The organism is Paenibacillus sp. CMM36, from assembly GCF_053570945.1.
Genome location: NZ_JBSEDY010000003.1, coordinates 168,828 through 189,249, shown reverse-complemented (window position 1 = coordinate 189,249; position 20,422 = coordinate 168,828). Strand labels below are relative to the sequence as shown.

Sequence of the window (20,422 nt, the reverse complement as noted above, 5' to 3'; positions counted from 1 at the left end):
CAAAAGAGGTCAACCCGAAAAACTGGCTGACCTCATAAGTTTATTTTGTTGTAGTTTGTCCTTCCAAATAAGAAACCGGCTCTTTAACTTCTACTTTGGTACCGCCAAATTCATCTTTAATGAATTTTTGAGTATCCTCGTTATGATAGAGATCCGCTAACTTTTGCAGCCCTTTGTTATTTGCCTTATCAGATGAAGTCACCAGAACGTTAATATTATTTTTGGTTGCCTGACTGATTTCCTCATGGAACAAGGAATCTTTCAGTACATTCAGGCCCCCTTCTAAAGCAATCGTATTCCCAATCAGCACCAAGCCTACATCTTGAATCACTCGTGGGCCTGTTTTGTCATCAATGAGTTCAAATTTCAGGTTTTTAGGATTGCTAGTAATATCATTGACTGTACCCAAGGCATCATTAAAGTCAGCCTTAAGCTTGATCAAACCGGAGGCTTCCAATAACTTCAAACCTCTTGCCGTATTGGCCGGGTTATCTGCCAAAGCTACCAGAGCCCCGTCAGTCACTTCATCGATGCTTTTGAATTTTTGCGAATAAATCCCCATCGGCTCCAGATAGGTTGTGGCTATCGCCTTCAAATCGGCTTTGCTCTCTTTGTTATAGCTAACCAGGTACGCCCATGATTGGAATGCATTCACGTCTACTTCGCCTTCTTTGGTTGCATTGTTCGTTTCGATTCCACCGTTAATTTCTTTCACTTCAATGTCCAGCTTGGCATCCTTGGCGGCCTGGGACTGGGCAATATGCTTCCATATCTGGGCGTCAGAGCCCATGGATCCGATGACTACTTTTTGCGTTTCCGAACCGGAAGCGGCGCCGGAGCCATTGCTGTCCGAACTTTTAGTACCACATCCTGCGGCAATTAATAATAAACTAATCCCTAATAGTAAAACGAACGATTTTCTCATGTTGTTTTCCCCCAGATCATGCTAGTATGCTAGTGCATCGTCATTCCACCTGTAACATTAATCGCTTGTCCTGTCATGTATGCAGAGAGCGGACTTGCCAGAAACAGCACTACATTGGCAACATCCTCCACCTCGGCCGTTCTCCCCAAAGGGACCTGTGAACAATCTTCTTCGTATATTTCTTGAGCGGTCATTCCGCGAATGACGCCTCCTTCAATCCGTTCACGATGCTTCATCGGCGTTTCTACAATGCCAGGGCAGACCGCATTTACCAAAATATTTTGCCGGGCAAGCTCAATGGCCATCACCTTGGTCAAGCCGAGAACCGCATGTTTGGAAGCACAATATCCGCCCATCGCCCGATATCCATTTTTTCCAGCCTGCGAAGCCATTTGAATAATTCGTCCTGCTTTACGAGCAGCCACCATTTCTTTGGCAAAACGTTTGGACGTTACATATAATCCGGTTGAATTGATCGAAAATACTTTCTCCCAATCAGCCAACTCACTATCAATGACATAATCCATCGTAGAAGTACCCGCGCAGTTCACCAATATATCAGGAACTCCCGCTTCGCTGATTAGTAAATCGCACCATCTTTCGATATCATCCGGTTTGGATATGTCCAATTGAGTTTCAACCAACTGTGGATTGACCACTCTATACGGCTCTTCATAAGAGATATCAGCAGAAATCACTTTAGCTCCGCTTTGAATGAAAAGCTCTACAATTCCCTTGCCTATGCCTGACTTACCGCCTGTCACTACCGCTGTCTGATGAGATAGGTCAATCGAAATCATAGATTTTAAAATACTCTTTCGAAAGGATCGCGGCTAATGCCTGCTTCCAATACAATTTTCACATATTCCTGCGCAGAGAAAAGGGAGTGGTCCTTGTAGTTCCCACATTCCAAAGCAGTAACAGCCGGGACCTCTGTCGTTTCCAGAATTCTTTTCAAGGTTTTTTCCAAAGCGAGTGCAATTTCCTCAGGCTCATGTTCATTCCATAAAATCAAGTAGAACCCCGTTCTGCATCCCATAGGAGAGATATCAATAATTCCTTTGATTTCATCTCTCAGATACGTGGCTAATAAGTGCTCCAGCGTATGTACAGCTGCTGTCGGAAGTGCATCTTCATTGGGTTGCAAAAATCTCAAGTCATACTTTTGTACTGTGCTTCCTTTTTCGTCATGCTCTACTCCCGCTGCTCTTACATAAGGAGCCTTTACAATCGTGTGATCTAATTGAAAACTTTCTACTTTTGCCATTTTTCTTTTCCTCTTTTCTGTAATTTATATTTTTAATCTAATGATGGATACTCTACATTTGTGATTTTTTTCAAAGAATTAAATGCTCCAAATCAGCATTTTTGTAATTATACATCGGATTACTCGGTTTTACCACTATAATTCTTGTCGTATTTCTTTTTTTCTTTGTCCGTCTCTCCTTTGCCTGTAGGTTTTGACATAGTGTACAATGTATACGATAATGCATTTTTACGAAAAAGATCGAGGACATCATAAGCCTCATTTAGGAGAATGCTCTGTGAATGAACCGGATTGGAAGCACCTGAATGCTGTCCCATTACCCTTGCAGGAATTTCAGCTACAGCTGGATCAAAACAGTGTTGACGCCAAGCAACTAGAGGAGTGGAGAAAGATTCCCGTCCTTTATCAGCTGGCTCTGGAAGAATTAAAGAATAAAATTAAGCTGATCCAGACGGAATGGAAGCTGTTAGACGGTTTTAGCCCGATTGAACATATTAAAACCCGAATCAAAGAGCCCCACAGCATCGTGGAAAAGGTTCGGCGCAAAGGGCATGAAGTGACCTTGGACAATATATTGCGTGAAATTCATGATATCGCGGGGATGCGTGTGGTATGCGCCTTTGTGAAAGATATTTATCGTCTGATGGATCATCTACACACTCGGGAAGACATTCGTATTCTGGAGGTCAAGGACTATATAGCCCATCCTAAGCCCAACGGCTATCAGAGCCTGCATGTCATTGTGGAAATTCCACTGATCCTGTTTGAGGGCACACGTTGGATCAAGGTTGAAATTCAATTGCGTACATTGGCTATGGATTTCTGGGCCAGTATGGAGCATATTTTGTATTATAAGTTCGATAAGAAAGTGCCTGAACATGTCGTTAATGGATTGACCGAAGCCGCACGTGCAACCTACGAGCTGGATCAGAAAATGCTGAAGTTGCGCGGCGAAATTTTATCGCTTAGCGAGGAACAGGATGCGGAAGAAACCCCGGAGAAACCATCCGAAGAGTCGTCCATGAAGACACTCTCCCTCCCCGCAGATCACGCCACTTCACGGCCACAAACCTGCTAAGTTTTTGTGTGTAAGATAACTTAAGAATTCCGTCGAGGCTGCAAAAACGTTGGTTCAGTCTTACGCTGAATTCTGTAATGTACAAAAAAAGAGCCATCAAAACCACGTTCATCATGGTTTTGATGGCTCTTTTACACATTTTTTCGATCAAATATTACTGTTTCTCACGGATTTCTGTGCTGATTTTCTCAACGATGTCCGCAATGCTGAGTGATCCCAGATCGCCTTCGCCGCGTTTACGAACCGCTACAGTACCGGTTGTTTTTTCATTTTCCCCGATAACGAACATATATGGAACCTTCTCTAGTTGCGCCTCGCGGATTTTATAACCAAGCTTCTCATTGCGAGTATCCACTTCGACGCGCAGACCCGCTTTCAGCAACGCATCCTGTATCTCATTAGCAGTCTCGATATAGTTCTCGGATACTGGCAACAGCTTCGCATGAACAGGAGCCAACCATAATGGGAATGCACCTGTAAAATGCTCAGTCAGGATGCCCATGAAGCGGTCAATTGAACCGTAGATGGCACGGTGAATAACGACTGGGCGGTGCTTTTGGTTGTCCTCGCCCACATAAGTGAGGTCGAATTTTTCAGGCATTTGGAAGTCCAATTGGATCGTTCCGCACTGCCAGCTGCGTTTGAGCGCATCGAGAATGTGGAAGTCAATTTTTGGACCGTAAAATGCTCCATCTCCCGCATTAATACGGTAGTTGATGCCCAGGTGATCCAGCACGTTTTGCAGAGCTTGTTCCGCTTGATCCCACAGTGCTGGCTCGCCCATAAAGTCATCTGGACGTGTGGACAATTCCACTGTGAAGTCAAAGCCAAACACACTATACATTTCGTTAATCAGCTTAATTACGTCTGAAATCTCTTGTTCAATCTGACCTGGTGTGACAAAAATATGCGCATCATCCTGACAGAATGTACGAACACGCATCATACCGTTCAACGCACCGGACAGCTCATGGCGATGCACTTGTCCAAATTCGGCTATACGAATTGGCAGATCGCGATAAGAATGAAGCTCATTTTTAAACACAAGCATATGCCCTGGGCAGTTCATCGGTTTCAGAGCAAATGTAGTTTCATCCACTTCGGAGAAGTACATGTTTTCCTTGTAATGCTCATAGTGTCCCGATTGTTCCCACAGCCGGTTGTTCATCATCAGCGGTGTACGTACTTCCTCATAGCCATGCAGACGTTGAATGTCACGGGAGTAATCTTCCAATGCAGTGCGGACAACCATACCTTTAGGCAGGTAGAACGGCATACCCGGTGCTTCTTCGGAGAACATGAACAGTTCCAACTCTTTACCCAACTTGCGATGGTCACGTTTTTTTGCTTCCTCCAGCAAATGCAGGTGCTCATCCAGTTGTGCTTTTTTCGGGAATGCTGTTCCGTAGATACGTTGCAGCATCTTGTTGTTGGAATCGCCTCTCCAGTATGCACCCGCTACACTCAACAGTTTAAAAGCTTTGATGCGGCCAGTAGATGGCAAATGTGGGCCACGACACAGGTCAAAAAATTCGCCTTGGTCATAAATTGTAATTTCCGCTTCTTCCGGCAAATCACGAATCAGTTCCAGCTTCAGTGGGTCTTCCAACTCTCCAAAAATACGAGTGGCTTCCTCACGGCTGACCACACGACGTGTAATCGGCAGATTTTCCTGTGCGATCTTCGTCATTTCCTTCTCAATCTTGGCCAAGTCGTCAACGGACAATGGGTTTTCAATATCAATGTCATAGTAGAAGCCGCTGTCGATGACCGGACCGATACCCAGTTTCACGTTTTTCTCACCGTAAATGCGTTTGAGCGCTTGAGCGAGCAAATGCGCTGTACTGTGGCGATAAATTTCCAGACCGTCTGCACCGTCCAGCGTAATGATTTCAAGGTCAACGTTCTGGTCCAAAACGGTGTTCAGGTCTACAGCCTTCCCATTCACTTTACCTGCTACGGCGTTCTTTTTCAGCCCGGAGCTGATCGAACCCGCCACATCGGCGATCGTTACGCCCTGCTCGTACTCGCGTACGGCTCCATCCGGCAATTTCACTTGAATACTCACGATTAAAGCCTCCATTCAAATTGTGTGCTATATCAAAAATTGAACGCAAAAAAACGCCTCTCTCCCTCAAGGGACGAGTGCGTTCAGCTCGTGGTTCCACCCTAGTTCGGCCCGCTCCTGTGCGTACATTCATGTTCATCGGAACATGCTCATGCACACATGCGTGACCCTCCATTGGTATCCGTTAACGGGGATAAAGCGGTAGGCGCTTACTGATGTCACTGCCAGATTGCACAGCTACATGTTCAACGTCACGGCTACAAAGGGGTAACTTCACATGCGGTTGCCGGAAAAGCTCTCAGCCTCGTCTTTTCTCTCTGAACGGCCCTTCAAGGAAATCATGTCTTTGGTCAATGCCTTGAATATCACTATATGCTACAGCATTATAGATCAAATTCGCAGGTATTTCAAGTGGGCGTTTATGTATCCATATTTACACAGCTCTGAAAACACTATAATATACACTTATCTAGACGACACCGTACAGAAAGGGAGAAGGAGAGATGCCTAGAATTATTGTCACAGAAGAACAATGGATTCGGAAAGGAATCGAACGTTTTGAACAGGGTGGAATTGATCAACTCGTAGTTGAAAAAATGGCCGTTTCTTTGGGGTGCAGTAAGAGCAGTTTTTATTGGTATTTTAACAATCGCAGCAGCTACATTAGACAGATTGTGGAGACATGGAAGGAACAGACGACACAACAGGTGATTGCAGCGTCCATCATCCATGCTGCTGCAGATGAGCGGATCAAAGAGTTGTTAACCCAGATGTTCGGGAAGACGAAACGAGGAGATTTTCTGTTTTATCTGCGAAAACTGTCATTGAAGGATGATAGTTACCGTTCCTTGCTCGATGAAGTTGAACAGATGAGAATGGAATTTATGAAAGAGCTTTTAATACAGAAGGGAATGCAGGCAGAGAAAGCCTTTCAGAGATCATGGATGTTGTACCATTACTACTTAGGCTGGTATGAGCGTCACAAGCAAGAGACATTAAGTGACGAAGCCATTCAACAGCATATTCACATGATTTGGACAGAGTGGATTTCGAATGAACCCAATTAAGGAGGATGTGGGATGTTGGAATTACTTACATGGGCAGTTGGCGGAATTCTATGGGTACTGAGCGGCATGCATTTATATTGGGTATTCGGCGGACAAAAAGGCGCTAAGGCAGCGATCCCAAGCACGGGAACGGATTTACTCTTTAAACCCTCCAAAATAGGGACATCGACCGTTGCCATTTTACTAGCTTTAGCCGCTTGGTTCGTCCTAGAACTAGGTGGAGTTACACAATTCCTGTTTTTCAGGTCCTTTCATTCCTACGGTGCAGGCTTGTTGTCGTGCGTATTTATTTTACGTTCTATAGGAGATTTCAAATGGGTAGGGTTCTGCAAGAGAAAGAAAGGAACCGTTTTTGCAAAATGGGACAGTGTGCTCTATTCGCCCCTTTGCTTTCTCTTGGGAACAGCCATTTTAATCATTATGTTTTTGCGTACGGCATAACTTAAAGCTGACCTCTATCAGGTGGTTTGTTTCTTTCGCACATCTCCACTCGTTTCTTTCTCAGTGAAAAAGTACAGCAAAGCCAGCACAGGCAGGACGACTCCAATCAGAGCACTGAAATTCCAACCTCCTAACGCATACGACCAACCACCTAATGATGATCCAATCGCTCCGCCTATGAAAAAAATAGACATGAATAATCCATTCAAACGCCCTCTCGCTTCACTTCCCAAGGAGTAAATCACACGCTGTCCAAGTACAAGATTTCCCGATACAGCCATATCCAGTGTAATCGCTGAAATAAAGAGAAGTACGAGTGCAACCGTCGAATGACTTTGAAAAAGATAGATGAGTAAAAAAGACAAGGCTGCAATGATCATAGCTAACCCGGTTAATACTTTACTCCAGCCTTTATCCGCCAATCTCCCGGCAATCGGAGCAGCTACCGCACCACCTACGCCTACTAAAGCAAACAATGCAATCCCTTGTTGGGACATTCCGAAATCATCCGCCAAACGTAGAGGAACAACAGTCCAAAATAGGCTGAATGCACCAAATAGGCAGGCTTGATAGAGGGCACGGCGACGCAATGCAGGCGTTTGTTTTAGAAGAGTACCTAACGAGAAAATCAATTTACTGTAAGATACCGTAGGCACAGGCTTGCGTTCTGGAAGAGCTCGCGAGAGCAGAATCGTCAACAGCGTCAAGACAATGGCTGACAAAATAAATACGGCTTGCCACCCCCAGATGCTGGTGATAAAGCTTGCTACTGGCCGTGCGAACATAATGCCTAGCAAGAGTCCGCTCATGACATTCCCAACAACGCGGCCGCGTTGCTCTTCGGATGCTAAATAGGTGGCGTACGGCACCAGTATTTGGGCTACCACAGATCCAATTCCAATGAACAAGGATGCGGTCAGGAACAACGGGGCATTGGTAGCAAAAGCGGCAACAACCAATGCACAGACTGTAATGATTAGCGATACGACCATGAGCCGTCGATTTTCGATAATGTCGCTGAGCGGTACGATAAATAGCAATCCCACCACATAGCCGATTTGAGTCAAGGTGACAATGAAGCCCGCGGCTGTAGAAGAAAGACCCATAGCAATATGAATAGGTCCTACAAGGGTTTGAGCATAGTACAGGTTGGCAACAATAAGGCCGCATGCGGCTGCTAACAAAAACATCATCCAATTTGAGATACGGTTACTTTCTAAGGCTTGTTGTTCTCTTTGCATGATAATCCTCCTCATTAATTTAAATACTAAACGTATAGTTCATTAATTCGATAGTTAAATAATATACTGAACGTTTCGTTTTGTAAATAGGCAAAATCAACTTTTTATTTTTATATGGTATTTGATATACTGAACGTATAGTTTATTTTTTGTGGTTACTTATATCTATTAAGAAGGTGAGCATTCCAGTGCAGAGCAAAAGAGGACGTCCACGTAATGTCGAGACGCATAAATCTATCCTTAACGCTTCCTATGATTTACTGTTGGAGCAAGGCTTTGGGGCGGTTACGGTAGAAAAAATTGCTGAACGAGCGAAAGTTAGCAAAGCCACCATTTATAAATGGTGGCCTAACAAAGCTGCCGTAGTGATGGATGGTTTCCTGTCAGCCACCATAGCAAGATTGCCCGTGCCCGACACGGGCTCTGTATTAGATGATATTCTCATTCATGCCACAAATTTAGTGCGGTTCTTAATAAGTCGAGAGGGTAAAATCATTACGGAGTTAATAGGCGAAGGGCAACTTGATTCAGGATTGTCAGAGGCATACCGGACCCGATATTTCCACCCTCGGCGACTTGAGGCCAGGCTTCTTATTGAGCGCGGAATGGAGCGCGGAGAATTGAAGGAGGATCTCGATATTGAATTATGTATCGATCTCATTTATGGGCCCGTTTTTTATCGATTGTTGGTAACCGGTTATCCATTAGACGACTCCTATGTACGACAATTAGTCATGAATGCGTTCAAAGGAATTGGTTTGGACTGAATGACGTGGCATCAAGCAGCCCTCACAGAGTATCCTCTGTGAGGGCTGCTTTTTCTTTTACCTGCCACGATCCTCTGGCTAGTTCCTGATTTGTTTATTCGTCAGGGTCTATACTAATTTTTTGCAGCAGGTCGATCAGAAGGTCCTCTTCCTCTTCGGATAGATTGTGGACAAGGCTGACATTGGACTCGTCCAATATTCCTTGTAGGACAGGGGAAAATTCTAGCGCCTTGGCTGTAGGAGACAAAAGATGGGAACGGCGGTCATTTGGGTCTGTTTTCCGTTCAATATAGCCTGATTCCTCCAATTGTTTCACAGAGCGCGCCGTGGTTGCCTTGTCAAATTTAAGTTCATTCGTCAACTGCTCTTGTGTAATGCCCGGCCGCTGCAAAATGAGCTTTAAAAAGCTGTGTTGTCCTCCACTGCCGATTCCGTAAGGAGTCAGTTTTTTGGACAATATTTTTTGATTACGACGGTACAGGTGGGAAATTAGCTTTCCAATCGGTTGTTTTCTTCTCATCAAATACACCTCATTGGCTTAAAAATGACACATCCCCAGTTGGGACCAAAGCAAAGTTTACAATAATATTGTTGCACACGCAACTAATTTGCTGTACACTAGAACCGTTCATTTAGTTGCGCGTGCAACTAAATGAAAATTGTCAACGATAACGAGGTGTAATGATGAGTTCAACTGCTACAACGGCTACAACCTATCAAGAGAATATCGAAGTCCAGAAGAAACGTTGGCTGATTTTAATTGTTTTGAATCTGTTTACATTTATGTCCACATTGGATGGAAGCATCGTCAATATCGCTCTTCCTGTGTTGTCTCGCACATTACATTTACCCGTAGCACAGATTGAATGGGTGACAACCGCCTATTTAATGGCGATATGTACCGCTATTTTATTTTTTGGCAAGCTTGGAGATATCGTCGGTAAAATCAAAATATTTAAAATCGGCACAGTCGTATTCATTCTTGGCTCCCTATTGTGTGGTCTTAGCTCTTCACTCTCTATGCTGCTGATTTCCCGCATTATTCAGGCGATTGGGGCGTCCATGACCATGGCAAACAGCCAGGGGATTGTGACAGATGTCTTCCCCTCCAATGAACGGGGCAAAGCACTTGGCCTCATTGGAACCTTCGTTTCTCTAGGTAGTATCGCCGGGCCAAGCTTGGGCGGTATTATTGTCTCCTCGCTCGGCTGGCAGTACATTTTCTGGGTCAATGTACCGATAGGATTGGTCGCTGTCTTTCTTGGCTGGAAGCTTCTGCCGAAGGATTTGATCAAGGTGAACGATAAAATTGACGTTCCCGGTAGCTTGGTATTTGCTATTTTTATTCTCACTTTGTTCGTCGGATTGTTGCTGGGACAACAGGTCGGGTATGGCGACAAACGTATCGTTGCTTCGCTGGTGATGGCTGTAGTTGCTTTTGCCATGTTTATTCGATTGGAACTTCGTCGTCCACAGCCACTGCTACAGCTCGCGCTATTCAAAAATCCGTTATTTTCGCTCAGTATTTTGTGTGCTTTTCTGGTGTTCGTCGCTAACTTTTGCTTTAACATCATTTCACCTTTTTATGCGCAGAATATGCTGAACTTGTCGCCTTTTCATGCCGGGTTCCTGCTGATGTTGTTCCCCATCTCTATGGTTATTGTGGCCCCACTCAGCGGTGCGCTTTCCGATAAAATCGGGTCTGAACTGCTCACATTCGCCGGGCTGGTCGTTATGGTCATTGCCCAGATTGGATTGGCCCAACTGCATGCAGGCAGCTCCATCCCGCTCGTGGGTCTGTGGATTGCCATGCTGGGCATTGGCAGTGGTTTATTCCAATCGCCGAACAACTCGCTGATTATGTCCACGGTACCCCGCACACAGCTCGGCTCAGCCGGTAGCGTCAATTCGCTGGTTCGCAACGTCGGTATGGTTGTGGGGATCACCTTGGCCACATCAATCCTCTTTTATATTATGAGTAAAGAGGCTGGTTATCGGGTCACCGGCTTGGTCCCGGGTCATCCAGAAATTTTTCTGGCAGGCATGCATGTAGTCTTTATGACGTCTGCGTCCATCTGTCTTGTGGCGGCATTGTTAACAGGCTGGCGGCTGATCGGGGCTAGACGGGTAAGAACGCAGCAAGAAAAGGGATAAAGAGTAACATTTACAATTTTAAAAATGGGATACAAGGGTGGAGCTCACATGAAACATTACTATGCATGCGGAACAAAATTGATGGTAAAGGAGTGTGAAGGCGAAGGCCCTATAAGCGTTGCGATGCGAAAATGATGAAAAAGATGTCTTTACAGGTAATTGAATTGCTAAACCGCAAGATGGCTGCTCTTTCCAAGGAACCCTCTTGCGGGTCCCTACACTTCTACTAAACGTCCATTCTCTTTCCATGATTGCAGTATTTTCTCAAGTACCCACTGGTTTTTGTAGCCGTCCTCGAATAAGGGGGCACGATCCACAGACTCTCCCCTTGCCAGCTCAACAAAATCTTCATAGGCCGTATGATTATAGATTGCAGGGACAGTCCAAGTCTCGTATTCGGCATCCGGGTGTTCTAGGTCACGCAGCACAATGCGGATACTTTCCGGATTACTGAGGCTGGCGTGCAGCGTACCCAGTTCTCCATAGATATCGACTTCGATATCGTGCCGTATGCCGATGGCATTTTTATGTGTGATAAAGGTTCCCACGGTATTGTCGCCTACGATGCCATGAAAGGCAGCGAGATCTTCCACATCCACTTTTACAGGCAGGCCCGTGATCGGATCGAGCCGCTCGGGTGTAATGGTATGTAGCAGCGCTGCGACACTTTTAAATTCACCCACCAAAAAACGGGCCAGATCAATGATATGTGAGGCTGTATCCCCCACTACTCCAGAACCAGCCTTGGCTAAATTGTGACGCCAAGTATACGGATGCTGACGATACGGCGCAAATGCATCCATTAGATAACGAAATTGAATGTTATAGATTTTACCCAGCTTTTGCTCATCCAGCAGTTGCTTGGTATATTGGAAGGCCGCGCCGTAGCGATGCTTATAGTGAACCAGCAAAGGCACCGGATTCGCTGTATATAGCTTTTTCAACCGATCCGCTTCCTCCCATGTGAGAGTCAATGGTTTTTCTGCCAGTACAGCTTTGTGTTTTTCCAGCGCAATACGAATAATGTCAAAATGCACATCATTGGGTGTCAGCGACAGAATCGCATCTACTTCTGGGTCACGGATTAATGCTTCATAATGGGCGTACCGCTTGGAAGCAGGCAGTTGCAATTGTTCTCCGATGGCTTGAAGGCGATGGGGATTCACATCACTAACGGCCACAATAGATACCCCCGAGATGGTGTGGAGTGATCTCATGTGATATTCAGCGATAAGACCCAGGCCAATGATACCCATCCGAATTTGTTTGGTTGGGAAGGTGGTGGTACTCATATGTTCAGAACTCCCTTCTCTTCAATTTGGTTTGAACTCTGTAGCAAATTCCTTTTGCTATGCAGTATCACCCGTTGCTTTGTAGAATAGTCCCCACAGGAAGTGATCGTTGCAACCCTTAATTCAACAGTCCGATGCCGGTAGTGAATACAATGTCTCATAAAAAAAGGATCTGCAGCTCCGTTGTCCGGTGTTGCAGATCCTTGGTATTCCTTCTCTATATCGACTACATCAAAAATGTACCTACCACAAAAGAAACCCCGACGATGATTGAACGCAGCAGCTGTGCCAGAGCCACATTGCCCTTGGCAATTTCCTCGCACACCTTGGTACGCGGCGTCACCAGATCAAAAATCACATAGACGAGACACAGCACTACAATGCCCACAGCCGACCAGGCCAGCATATCGAGCCATGAATGACTGCTGTACGACACCATCCCCACGATGATACACAGACCTAGCAGCTTTGCCCCCATATAGATGCCTGCCGCCTCATTGCCGTGTGCGATTTCTTGATTATCGTTATAACGTGTCAGTAAGCTGAACACAAAATAACCTACGATTAAGATGGCAAACAGGATAAGCAGGCCGATACCTACATTGCCCAGTGCGTTGCCCAAACTGATATGAGAGTCCAATTTTTTTCCTCCTTATGATACTTCAGGATTTTGCAAAATCCTCACTTGTGAAAATGAAACAGATATGTTCGAATATTGTATATTTTTCAATTTAGCTTATACAACCGGCGGATTAGGATGTACGGTGGCAACGGCGGCGGCGCAATAGTAGGCCATATCACCTGTTACCTTTTCACCGATTCGCGGCAGGACACCCGCAAAACGCCCCCCAATTACAAATATGCCTGTTAACACATAGCCGTGAAATAGCCCTTCCTCGGTCTGTACCTCTGCGGTCTGCATCGGCCACAGCCGCTGATAAATCTTAGGCTGTCCTTCATAATAAGCGGCAACATGTGCGGCTTCCTCCTGCTCAGGCGTTCGTGGGGCATCAGCTTGGTGAAGCAGATCAGGATGGTCGGTCTTCGCATTTTGAACCTTTCCCAAGACACCTTCTAGTCTCTCCTCGTCTTCGGTATGTTCAATCAAGTGCGTCCCTTTACCCTCCCGACCCCATATACCTTTGGCCACATAGGGCTCTTTATTTTGCATAAACACCGAGGGTTCAAAATACGTAGGCAGCAGGTAGGTTCGTATCACCTCCAGCTCGCGATCGTCAAACAAACGAAAACCACAGAACTCTGGTGTCTGCTCATTGCGCTCATACAGTGACCAAACGGTTGCGGTGAACCCTTTGCTCTGGGTAATGATATGCTGCGGTGGGTTGATTAATCCTATTTTCCCGTCTGCCACCATATCCATTAGCGCCTGCCCCACCTCAAGCCCCGTATTCTCCTCCCGGTCATCAATTAGATACTCCAGCGGATACAGGCGATAGAGAATGCGGATTTGCTCTCCCCGGTGATACAATCCTTCATTCGGGATAATCTCCAGTTCTTCCAAAGGAGCATAAACGACTTCGAATCCGGCTTGTTCACATAAACGCATAATATATTTGGTGTTCGTCTGATCCTCGATGTGCCAGTCATAGCAAGTGAAATACACCTTTGTCCCTAATCCCTTGCGGCTATAAAAATGAATGAGCTCCGTCAAGGCAGACTGAATCGCCTCGTCCATTCCAGTTGAGGGTCCATGTAGTGCATTGTCATCCTCCGACATTCCTCCCTTACTCAGCACCTCTAGCAGCTTTCCTTCGAGATAAGCCACCTCGGGAATTCCTGTTGGGGTATCGGTGTTATTCTCAATGCACTTGATACCCGCTTCCCCCACAATCCAGTCCTGGCGGGTTATCCCATCCGGCTCGGCCTCCATACGTGCAGCACGCAGCAAGCCCGGATGAATCCCCAACCGTTCCACCAGGTATTCATCCGGCATATAGCGCTGAACGAATTGCTGAACCTTGCGATAAATACGATGTACCGCCTCAGAAGCAACCTGAAGCTCTGCCAGCTCGCTTTCCCGATATACCGTTAAGGCCGGCACGCAATAGGGCTTGCCATACATGCGGTGATACGGGATGATACGGCTGATTTCACCCTTAAAAAGCTCATCATGTTCATAAGGCAATTGCCGAATCGTGCGCATGCTCATCTTAACCCCCAGAGAAAAAGCCGCTGCGTGAGCCGCTGCTGCCAAAACCGCTGTGTGAGCTGGAAGATGAGGATGAGCTTTTGCGGTATGAGCTGGAAGAAGAACGACTGCTATGGTATGAGGAGCCTCCACTATAATAAGTCGATCCGCCATAGTAATACCCACTGCTGCCTGAATCCCGACACGCCGTTTGTTCCGATATAGGAAGCTCATCGCAGTCATAATACTCGTCGTCACCGCAACCCGTCAGAGCGGCCGGGACAGCCAACATCAGGGCAAAGGCCGCCATCCGTGTACGAGAGCCGGGCTTGGATTTCATTTTTTCCCAAGAATGCTCCATCACAGATCGACCTCCTTCACAAACAGATGTACCTTTTTCAGCTGAGGGTCCAGTACCGAATATATAAATTCATATGTTTTGCCACCCAGTACTGTATAGTGATCTAATAGCCGTTGGGCCAACTCCAAAGTAAATACCGAACCTTCCCGCTGATCCATACTACGGAATGCAGGTTCATGCCATATCCAGTACATTGCACTGTATGTGGAAGTGTAACCTCCCTCACTGGCAAGCACGAGGTCTGTGATAGACGCACCGTAAGGCTTTGCACGTTCCCCTGTAAATTCAGTCACATAGACGGAATGATCCGTATGTTCCTCACTTTCATTCGAGATATGCGACCATAGTTTGTCATGGAGACGCGTAGCGTCTACAAGCTTGCGTAGAAACAGCTCATCTCCCGATACGGATTCCCGTGTCAGGCTGCGCAGTTCCTTTTGAGTGTCTTCCGACCATTCGCGATACGTTAATGAATAATAAATGATGATTCCCTTCCCTTCCTGTACGCTTCTGTCATGAGGTTTGCAACAAATCAAAGCGCTTCTGTCGTTGATCACTATACGAGATTCTACCTTGAAAAGGTTCAATTTGGAAGAAAAACACGACAAAAAGCCGCAATCCCTAGGATTACGGCTTGATTTTAGCTGCTACAGCTTGATATTGTTCTCGTCGAAATATTCCTCCAGCGTCATCCCCTGCTTGGCTACATCCTCCGCAATGTCTATTCCCACATAACGGATATGCCAAGGCTCGTACACGTAGCCGGTCACATCTTCCTTACCCTTCATATAACGAATAATAAATCCGTATTCCGGTGCATGTTGTTCCAACCATTCGCCTTCCTTGGAAGCTCCGAAGGATTGCTCCAGCGCATTACCTACGCTTGGGCTGGATACATCAATGGACAATCCCGTCTGATGCTCACTCGTACCCGGTACAGCGCTGACTTTAGAGGCATATTCCTGTCCCTTTGTCTTTACATTGTTGTCGAAAATAGACACCTGACGCTTATAGGAACGGTATCCCGATACCGCACGCAGCTCGATGCCGTCCTTTTTCGCACCGTCGAACAGCTTCTCCAGTGCCTCTGCCGCTTCCTTACGCAAATGCCGCTTTTCGTGCGGTCCCTCGAAGGAAAATTGCACCTGCGGCTCCACCAGGTCGTCTGGGACATAGCCCACAGGCAAGCTGCGCTTTTTGTTCACAACGACTGTATCCGAAGTCGCATTGGTGACAATCGCGGTTCCATCCTCTTCCTTAACCGTGGCTTGCAGCGCACTCTGGCTCCGCAACGCCATCACTGGGTCGGCTTGTCCACTTTCTGTACCCGCAGAGGCTTGTCCAGCACTAGTGCTACCATTGCCCGCATCCGGCTGGGTGGAAGGCTGCACATTCTCCTGTACCGCTGTAGATGACTTTAACGGCTCGCTTTCCTGTCCACCTGATCCTCCCTGCTGGCAGGCTGCCAGTAATAGCCCTGGCAGGATCAGCCCTGGAATGAGCGCTTTGGTCCATCGCTGAGATGTGCGCGTCTGTTGTATATGTCGTTTCATGCTGGTATCTCCTCCAATATTGCAATTGATACATGACTTGCAGTGACTTTTCCGTTCCCCCATTGTAACTGAACTTTGGACACTCTTCGAAGCCGTTATCCCGTTCGATGAAGGCGAATAGACTCGAAAAAGGAAGTATATACCCGAATTGTTACGGAGTATGACGTTTTTGCGGAATTGCAGCTCGGGCCCGCTCGGCTACCCGTTCACGTATGAGTTTCAATGCCTCTTCCGCACGGGGTAAACCCGGCAGCAAAGCCGTAATATCCGCTTCCTTCTTAGGAACAAGCTTCTGCGGCAGATGAATCTCAATCGCATGAAAACCTGCACCGGGACGATGTAATGCTCCTTCTGCCGCTGACTCGGCAATCCATTCGCTAATCGCAGCCGATCCACTGCGTCCGCCTTCCGGCCGCGAGGTAGACTCAAGCGCGGGGGATGTCCCCTGCACATGAGATAACTCTCCGGCCCAAGCACTGAATACGTACTCCAGCAGCTCTTCCCGCGTCATTCCGATCAATTCCAGACAGGTCTGCGGCTCGCTTTCCATCCCGGTCTGAAGAGCCTTCTTCACATCGTCGACTACACCCACGCCATCCTCCATGCTGGAAGTGGCTGTCTCAGCTGCTAGCTGAACGATCTCATCCAGCGATAGACAGGTTTTCCCTTGCAAAAAGCGGTAGATGTCCAAAGGATCTGCTTTTAGCTGCTCCAGCCATGCCTTTCGCTGTTCGGGGTTTAGTACAGGCGCTGGACCCATCCATTGGACAGCATGTGCGGAAGGTACACCCGTTGATTCGCCTTCCAAGCCATTTCTGTCTAATTCCGCTATCCATTGACCGTCAGTTACTTTCAGCTTCACTCGCGGCCTCGTCATCGCCTTCATCCTTTCTCTGCTCACTCAATCCATACATCATTTTGCAACGCTATCAGACCGCGCAATTCATCATCAGACATTTCGGTGAGCCAATGTTCACCGGAGCCGACAACCTGCTCGGAAAGTGCCTTTTTGCTCTCGATCAGCTCGTCGATTCGCTCCTCCAGTGTACCTTGACAAATCAGCTTGTGCACTTGTACATTGCGGCTTTGACCAATACGGAATACGCGGTCTGTCGCCTGATTTTCCACTGCAGGATTCCACCAGCGGTCATAGTGAATGACATGGCTGGCACGTGTCAGGTTCAGGCCCACACCACCTGCACGCAGGGAAAGTACGAATATATTCGGCCCTTCTCCCTGCTGGAAGTTGTGAACCATTTCATCCCGTCTGGTTTTCGCCAGTCCTCCATGTAGAAAATACGGCTCTTCCCCGAAGATTTTGGCCAAACGGGAGACCAGCAATTCTCCCATCGACACATATTGGGTGAATATCAGCGCCGATTCGCCGTTCTCGCGAATCGTCTCTACCAATTCCAGCAGTCGCTCCATTTTGCCCGAGTTTTGCGTTTTACCACTATCAGCCCGACCCGGAATGATCAGACCCGGATGGTCACAAATCTGCTTCAACTTGGTCAGTGAAGACAGAACAAGCCCTTTGCGAGCTATACCGATCTGCCCATCCAGTGTTCCCAATAATTGATCCACTACGCCCCGATACAATCCGGCCTGCTCTGGTGTCAGTACACAGTAGGATTTCAACTCCAGCTTCTCCGGCAAATCCTTGCGTATATCTGGGTCGCTTTTGAGTCGACGCAGCATGAACGGGGAGACGAGGCGATGAAGCTCACGCAACGCAGACCCCCGCTCCTCTCCCGCCAGACTGTACCGTTGGCGGAATGAAGACGCCGTACCGAGGTAACCTGGGTTCAGGAATTGAAAAATAGACCACAGCTCGCTCAGCCGATTCTCTACCGGGGTACCCGTCATGGCAATCCGATGTGGAGCAGACAGCTTCATGACGCTTTGTGCTTGCTTTGTTCGTGCATTTTTTATATATTGCGCTTCATCCAACACGATGGAGGACCAGTATACCGCAGATAAATCGCTACCGTCCCGTCCCGCCAAATGATAGGTAGTGAGGACGATATCATACTCACGTACACTTTCCTGAAACAGCTCGCCGTGGAGTCGCTGGTTTCCATGGTGAATATACAGTGACAAATCCGGTGAAAAGCGTTTCAACTCGCGCTGCCAGTTGCCGAGCAAGGACGTTGGACAGATGATCAACGCCGGACGTTGATCATCTGCGCCGATGCCACCGTCGAGTAGGCAGGTGATGACCTGAATCGTTTTACCAAGCCCCATATCGTCCGCAAGGCAGACGCCAAAACCTAATCCACGCATCGCGGCCAGCCATTGAAAGCCGCGCTCTTGATAGGGCCGTAATGCGCCGTGCAGCGTCTCTGGCACAGGTCGCGGCTCTACCGAACGAAGTACGCCGCCCTCAGCCAAAGACGCAAGCAATCCGGCGGATTCCGCGCCAAAGATGGACAAGCCTTTCCATGAGGCCTCGCCTGCACTTTCATTTTCTGCGGCCAGATGCATCCATTCGGACAAGCTCATCTCACCGTTCTCACCGCGCTTGATAAAGCGCAGCACCTGACGAATTTCCTTAGGATCGACCTCGATCCATTCCCCTCCGAGACGTACATACGGCAAATTAGCGGCGACAATGCTTTCCAGTTCCTCCATCGTCAAAGTTGTATCACCCAGCACAGCCTCGGCATCAAACGAAATCATGCGGTTAATGCCGACAGTCGATGTATCGGCAATCACACCATCCGGCTTGGCACCCTGCTCTGTCGAACGCATTTTGAGCCGCAAGCCTGCACGTCTTCGGCCCTCCCGGCTCCAGCGTGAAGGCATTTGCACGGTAATACCGTTCTTTTGTAATGCGGGAACGGCTTCCGTCAGGAAGCGGAAGAACATCTCCGGCTCCAGTGTCAGCCCTTCGGGATAAGGGCGGTTCAACGCTTCTTGCAATATAGGTGCCGCTTCAGCAGCCTGTCCGAGCCTCATTAGCAGTTGCGCCTGCACTTGACGATATACAATTCCGCCGCGAACCAGATCGCGTTCAGGATGCGCCCACAGTGCCAGAGCAGGCAGTCGCAACCCCGGCTCAGCATCGCTTTCTGCCCAAAAGGTAATGCGCCATTCCTTCACACTCTCTTCCAGCGAAGGCTCCAAACGAAGGCACAACCGCAGTTGCCCTTCTATCGGCTCCTTGTCTTCCCGCTCCGTGACAGGCATTGCGCTTCCCTTAAGAGAGGACGCTTGGAGAACCAGCTCCTCCATCTCCGCGGGCGTTCCCTGAATCGCCACCGGGCGGGAACCTGTCAGCAGACTGTTCCACCATAGCTCTGTCAGCGGCGATCCTCCGCGCCGATACTCTGCACGATATCGTCCCAGCTCACGGTCTGATGCTGCCAACACCGCGGTCGTTTCCGCATGGATGACCGCACACAAGAAGGAGTACAGCACGATTCCGGCTGCATCCTCGCGTGTTTCAGGCTCCTTACCCGCGAAAACGGCAGGAGCCGCCATACAAACAGCCGGCATTGCAGCAGCCAGCTCATGAAAGCGGCGTATGTCCTCCTCTTGATACAGACGAGGAATCCACACCCCGACAGCCGCTTCCGGACCGCGACGACGCGGTCCCGATGGACGCGCCTCTGTAAGCGATGGCGTAATTTCGCCCCGCTGCATCAGCTCTAGCGCAAAATAAGCGGCTTTTTGCCAATATTGCATTTCCTCGCCCAGCGTAATGCCCGATGCCGCACAGCCCTTCTCGTCCATGCGGGTCAGCAGTGCCATCGTCTCGCGCGGTTCCAGCGCCAAGCCCTCCAATGTACGCCCCAGCATGGAACGTCTTTTGCCACCTCTGCCCGCGGTTTCCACACGAGCAGTGTTCGGTATTCGTACCTCGGCAAGGCGCAACGCAGCCTGCCGAAACGGCCGAAGGTCTCCCTTTAGCGTCAGCCTGCGAATTACACTGCTCCACGCATCGATACGTGGTTCCGACGTCTCACCAGAAAAGCAAAAAAACACATCTCCGAGCCATATCCCATAAAGCGGTTGATTCATATCTGTCTCCCGTCCAGCCTTTTGAATTATTACTCT

19 protein-coding genes are annotated in these 20,422 nt (G+C 48.0%); 5 read left to right on the top strand and 14 right to left on the bottom strand.

Annotated elements, in window-relative coordinates; all coding sequences use genetic code 11:
- Positions 1-40: 40 nt before the first annotated feature.
- From ACWA2B_RS08195 to ACWA2B_RS08185, 3 genes are read right to left on the bottom strand one after another with little or no spacing between them, the layout of a single operon-like run.
- Positions 41-925 (bottom strand): MetQ/NlpA family ABC transporter substrate-binding protein, encoded by an 885-nt coding sequence (locus ACWA2B_RS08195; RefSeq protein WP_029515965.1) that lies wholly within the window; start codon positions 923-925, stop codon positions 41-43.
- A gap of 29 nt (positions 926-954) precedes the next feature.
- Entirely contained in the window at positions 955-1,725 is a 771-nt protein-coding gene (locus ACWA2B_RS08190) for an SDR family NAD(P)-dependent oxidoreductase (protein ID WP_029515966.1), read from the bottom strand.
- A 5-nt stretch (positions 1,726-1,730) separates the two neighbouring features.
- Positions 1,731-2,192, bottom strand: a complete 462-nt coding sequence (locus ACWA2B_RS08185; RefSeq protein ID WP_007428584.1) for an S-ribosylhomocysteine lyase — start codon at positions 2,190-2,192, stop codon at positions 1,731-1,733.
- A 277-nt stretch (positions 2,193-2,469) separates the two neighbouring features.
- Here ACWA2B_RS08185 and ACWA2B_RS08180 point away from each other — a divergent pair, with 277 nt between their 5' ends.
- On the top strand, positions 2,470-3,270 hold the full coding sequence (locus ACWA2B_RS08180) for a GTP pyrophosphokinase (protein WP_029515968.1): 801 nt from the start codon (positions 2,470-2,472) through the stop codon (positions 3,268-3,270).
- Positions 3,271-3,424: 154 nt separating this feature from the next.
- On the opposite strand, the gene thrS is transcribed toward ACWA2B_RS08180, so the two are convergent.
- The gene (gene thrS / locus ACWA2B_RS08175) at positions 3,425-5,338 is read right to left on the bottom strand and encodes a threonine--tRNA ligase (protein ID WP_029515969.1); all 1,914 of its coding nucleotides are present in this window, start codon (positions 5,336-5,338) and stop codon (positions 3,425-3,427) included.
- Between the two features lie 503 nt (positions 5,339-5,841).
- Here thrS and ACWA2B_RS08170 point away from each other — a divergent pair.
- Both ACWA2B_RS08170 and ACWA2B_RS08165 read left to right on the top strand, forming a co-directional pair.
- Complete coding sequence (locus tag ACWA2B_RS08170; RefSeq protein ID WP_165148092.1) at positions 5,842-6,405, top strand: TetR/AcrR family transcriptional regulator; 564 nt, start codon at positions 5,842-5,844, stop codon at positions 6,403-6,405.
- 12 nt (positions 6,406-6,417) lie between these two features.
- Positions 6,418-6,846 (top strand): DUF3995 domain-containing protein, encoded by a 429-nt coding sequence (locus ACWA2B_RS08165; protein ID WP_029515972.1) that lies wholly within the window; start codon positions 6,418-6,420, stop codon positions 6,844-6,846.
- Between the two features lie 17 nt (positions 6,847-6,863).
- On the opposite strand, the gene ACWA2B_RS08160 is transcribed toward ACWA2B_RS08165, so the two are convergent.
- Complete coding sequence (locus ACWA2B_RS08160) at positions 6,864-8,087, bottom strand: MFS transporter (RefSeq protein WP_029515973.1); 1,224 nt, start codon at positions 8,085-8,087, stop codon at positions 6,864-6,866.
- Positions 8,088-8,275: 188 nt separating this feature from the next.
- Here ACWA2B_RS08160 and ACWA2B_RS08155 point away from each other — a divergent pair, with 188 nt between their 5' ends.
- Complete coding sequence (locus tag ACWA2B_RS08155) at positions 8,276-8,854, top strand: TetR/AcrR family transcriptional regulator (protein ID WP_029515974.1); 579 nt, start codon at positions 8,276-8,278, stop codon at positions 8,852-8,854.
- 94 nt (positions 8,855-8,948) lie between these two features.
- Here the strand turns inward: ACWA2B_RS08155 and ACWA2B_RS08150 are convergent, their stop codons facing one another.
- Positions 8,949-9,374 carry a MarR family winged helix-turn-helix transcriptional regulator gene (locus ACWA2B_RS08150; RefSeq protein WP_449291893.1) on the bottom strand — a complete coding sequence of 142 codons (426 nt, stop codon included), beginning with the start codon at positions 9,372-9,374 and terminating at the stop codon, positions 8,949-8,951.
- A 164-nt stretch (positions 9,375-9,538) separates the two neighbouring features.
- On the opposite strand from ACWA2B_RS08150, the gene ACWA2B_RS08145 reads away from it, so the two are divergent.
- Positions 9,539-11,008 (top strand): MFS transporter, encoded by a 1,470-nt coding sequence (locus ACWA2B_RS08145; RefSeq protein WP_449291892.1) that lies wholly within the window; start codon positions 9,539-9,541, stop codon positions 11,006-11,008.
- A gap of 215 nt (positions 11,009-11,223) precedes the next feature.
- Here ACWA2B_RS08145 and ACWA2B_RS08140 read toward each other — a convergent pair whose 3' ends face one another.
- The 8 genes from ACWA2B_RS08140 to ACWA2B_RS08105 all read right to left on the bottom strand — a co-directional run bounded on the left by ACWA2B_RS08140 (position 11,224) and on the right by ACWA2B_RS08105 (position 20,386).
- Positions 11,224-12,300, bottom strand: coding sequence for a Gfo/Idh/MocA family protein (locus ACWA2B_RS08140; RefSeq protein WP_340954026.1), 1,077 nt, complete (start codon positions 12,298-12,300; stop codon positions 11,224-11,226).
- 226 nt (positions 12,301-12,526) lie between these two features.
- The gene (locus ACWA2B_RS08135) at positions 12,527-12,940 is read right to left on the bottom strand and encodes a DUF350 domain-containing protein (protein ID WP_029515979.1); all 414 of its coding nucleotides are present in this window, start codon (positions 12,938-12,940) and stop codon (positions 12,527-12,529) included.
- A 96-nt stretch (positions 12,941-13,036) separates the two neighbouring features.
- On the bottom strand, positions 13,037-14,470 hold the full coding sequence (locus ACWA2B_RS08130; protein ID WP_449291891.1) for a glutathionylspermidine synthase family protein: 1,434 nt from the start codon (positions 14,468-14,470) through the stop codon (positions 13,037-13,039).
- Position 14,471: 1 nt separating this feature from the next.
- Entirely contained in the window at positions 14,472-14,810 is a 339-nt protein-coding gene (locus ACWA2B_RS08125) for a hypothetical protein (protein WP_069010810.1), read from the bottom strand.
- A complete protein-coding gene (locus tag ACWA2B_RS08120) occupies positions 14,810-15,367 on the bottom strand; it encodes a hypothetical protein (protein ID WP_238794842.1) in 558 nt (185 codons plus the stop codon). Before ACWA2B_RS08120 ends, ACWA2B_RS08125 begins: the two co-directional genes overlap by 1 nt.
- 90 nt (positions 15,368-15,457) lie before the next feature.
- Complete coding sequence (locus tag ACWA2B_RS08115; RefSeq protein ID WP_029515983.1) at positions 15,458-16,363, bottom strand: M15 family metallopeptidase; 906 nt, start codon at positions 16,361-16,363, stop codon at positions 15,458-15,460.
- Between the two features lie 151 nt (positions 16,364-16,514).
- A complete protein-coding gene (locus ACWA2B_RS08110; RefSeq protein ID WP_029515984.1) occupies positions 16,515-17,240 on the bottom strand; it encodes a hypothetical protein in 726 nt (241 codons plus the stop codon).
- Positions 17,241-17,260: 20 nt separating this feature from the next.
- Positions 17,261-20,386, bottom strand: a complete 3,126-nt coding sequence (locus ACWA2B_RS08105; RefSeq protein WP_069010809.1) for a DEAD/DEAH box helicase — start codon at positions 20,384-20,386, stop codon at positions 17,261-17,263.
- Positions 20,387-20,422: the final 36 nt, after the last annotated feature.

What these genes read in the sequence shown, in the direction of transcription:
- ACWA2B_RS08190 (WP_029515966.1), bottom strand. Translation starts at nt 1,725, where the DNA reads ATGATTTCGATTGACCTATCTCATCAGACAGCGGTAGTGACAGGCGGT.
- ACWA2B_RS08105 (WP_069010809.1), bottom strand. Translation starts at nt 20,386, where the DNA reads ATGAATCAACCGCTTTATGGGATATGGCTCGGAGATGTGTTTTTTTGC.
- ACWA2B_RS08150 (WP_449291893.1), bottom strand. Translation starts at nt 9,374, where the DNA reads ATGAGAAGAAAACAACCGATTGGAAAGCTAATTTCCCACCTGTACCGT.
- ACWA2B_RS08115 (WP_029515983.1), bottom strand. Translation starts at nt 16,363, where the DNA reads ATGAAACGACATATACAACAGACGCGCACATCTCAGCGATGGACCAAA.
- ACWA2B_RS08195 (WP_029515965.1), bottom strand. Translation starts at nt 925, where the DNA reads ATGAGAAAATCGTTCGTTTTACTATTAGGGATTAGTTTATTATTAATT.
- ACWA2B_RS08170 (WP_165148092.1), top strand. Translation starts at nt 5,842, where the DNA reads ATGCCTAGAATTATTGTCACAGAAGAACAATGGATTCGGAAAGGAATC.
- ACWA2B_RS08160 (WP_029515973.1), bottom strand. Translation starts at nt 8,087, where the DNA reads ATGCAAAGAGAACAACAAGCCTTAGAAAGTAACCGTATCTCAAATTGG.
- ACWA2B_RS08140 (WP_340954026.1), bottom strand. Translation starts at nt 12,300, where the DNA reads ATGAGTACCACCACCTTCCCAACCAAACAAATTCGGATGGGTATCATT.
- ACWA2B_RS08145 (WP_449291892.1), top strand. Translation starts at nt 9,539, where the DNA reads ATGAGTTCAACTGCTACAACGGCTACAACCTATCAAGAGAATATCGAA.
- ACWA2B_RS08125 (WP_069010810.1), bottom strand. Translation starts at nt 14,810, where the DNA reads ATGGAGCATTCTTGGGAAAAAATGAAATCCAAGCCCGGCTCTCGTACA.
- ACWA2B_RS08110 (WP_029515984.1), bottom strand. Translation starts at nt 17,240, where the DNA reads ATGACGAGGCCGCGAGTGAAGCTGAAAGTAACTGACGGTCAATGGATA.
- ACWA2B_RS08130 (WP_449291891.1), bottom strand. Translation starts at nt 14,470, where the DNA reads ATGAGCATGCGCACGATTCGGCAATTGCCTTATGAACATGATGAGCTT.
- ACWA2B_RS08165 (WP_029515972.1), top strand. Translation starts at nt 6,418, where the DNA reads ATGTTGGAATTACTTACATGGGCAGTTGGCGGAATTCTATGGGTACTG.
- ACWA2B_RS08185 (WP_007428584.1), bottom strand. Translation starts at nt 2,192, where the DNA reads ATGGCAAAAGTAGAAAGTTTTCAATTAGATCACACGATTGTAAAGGCT.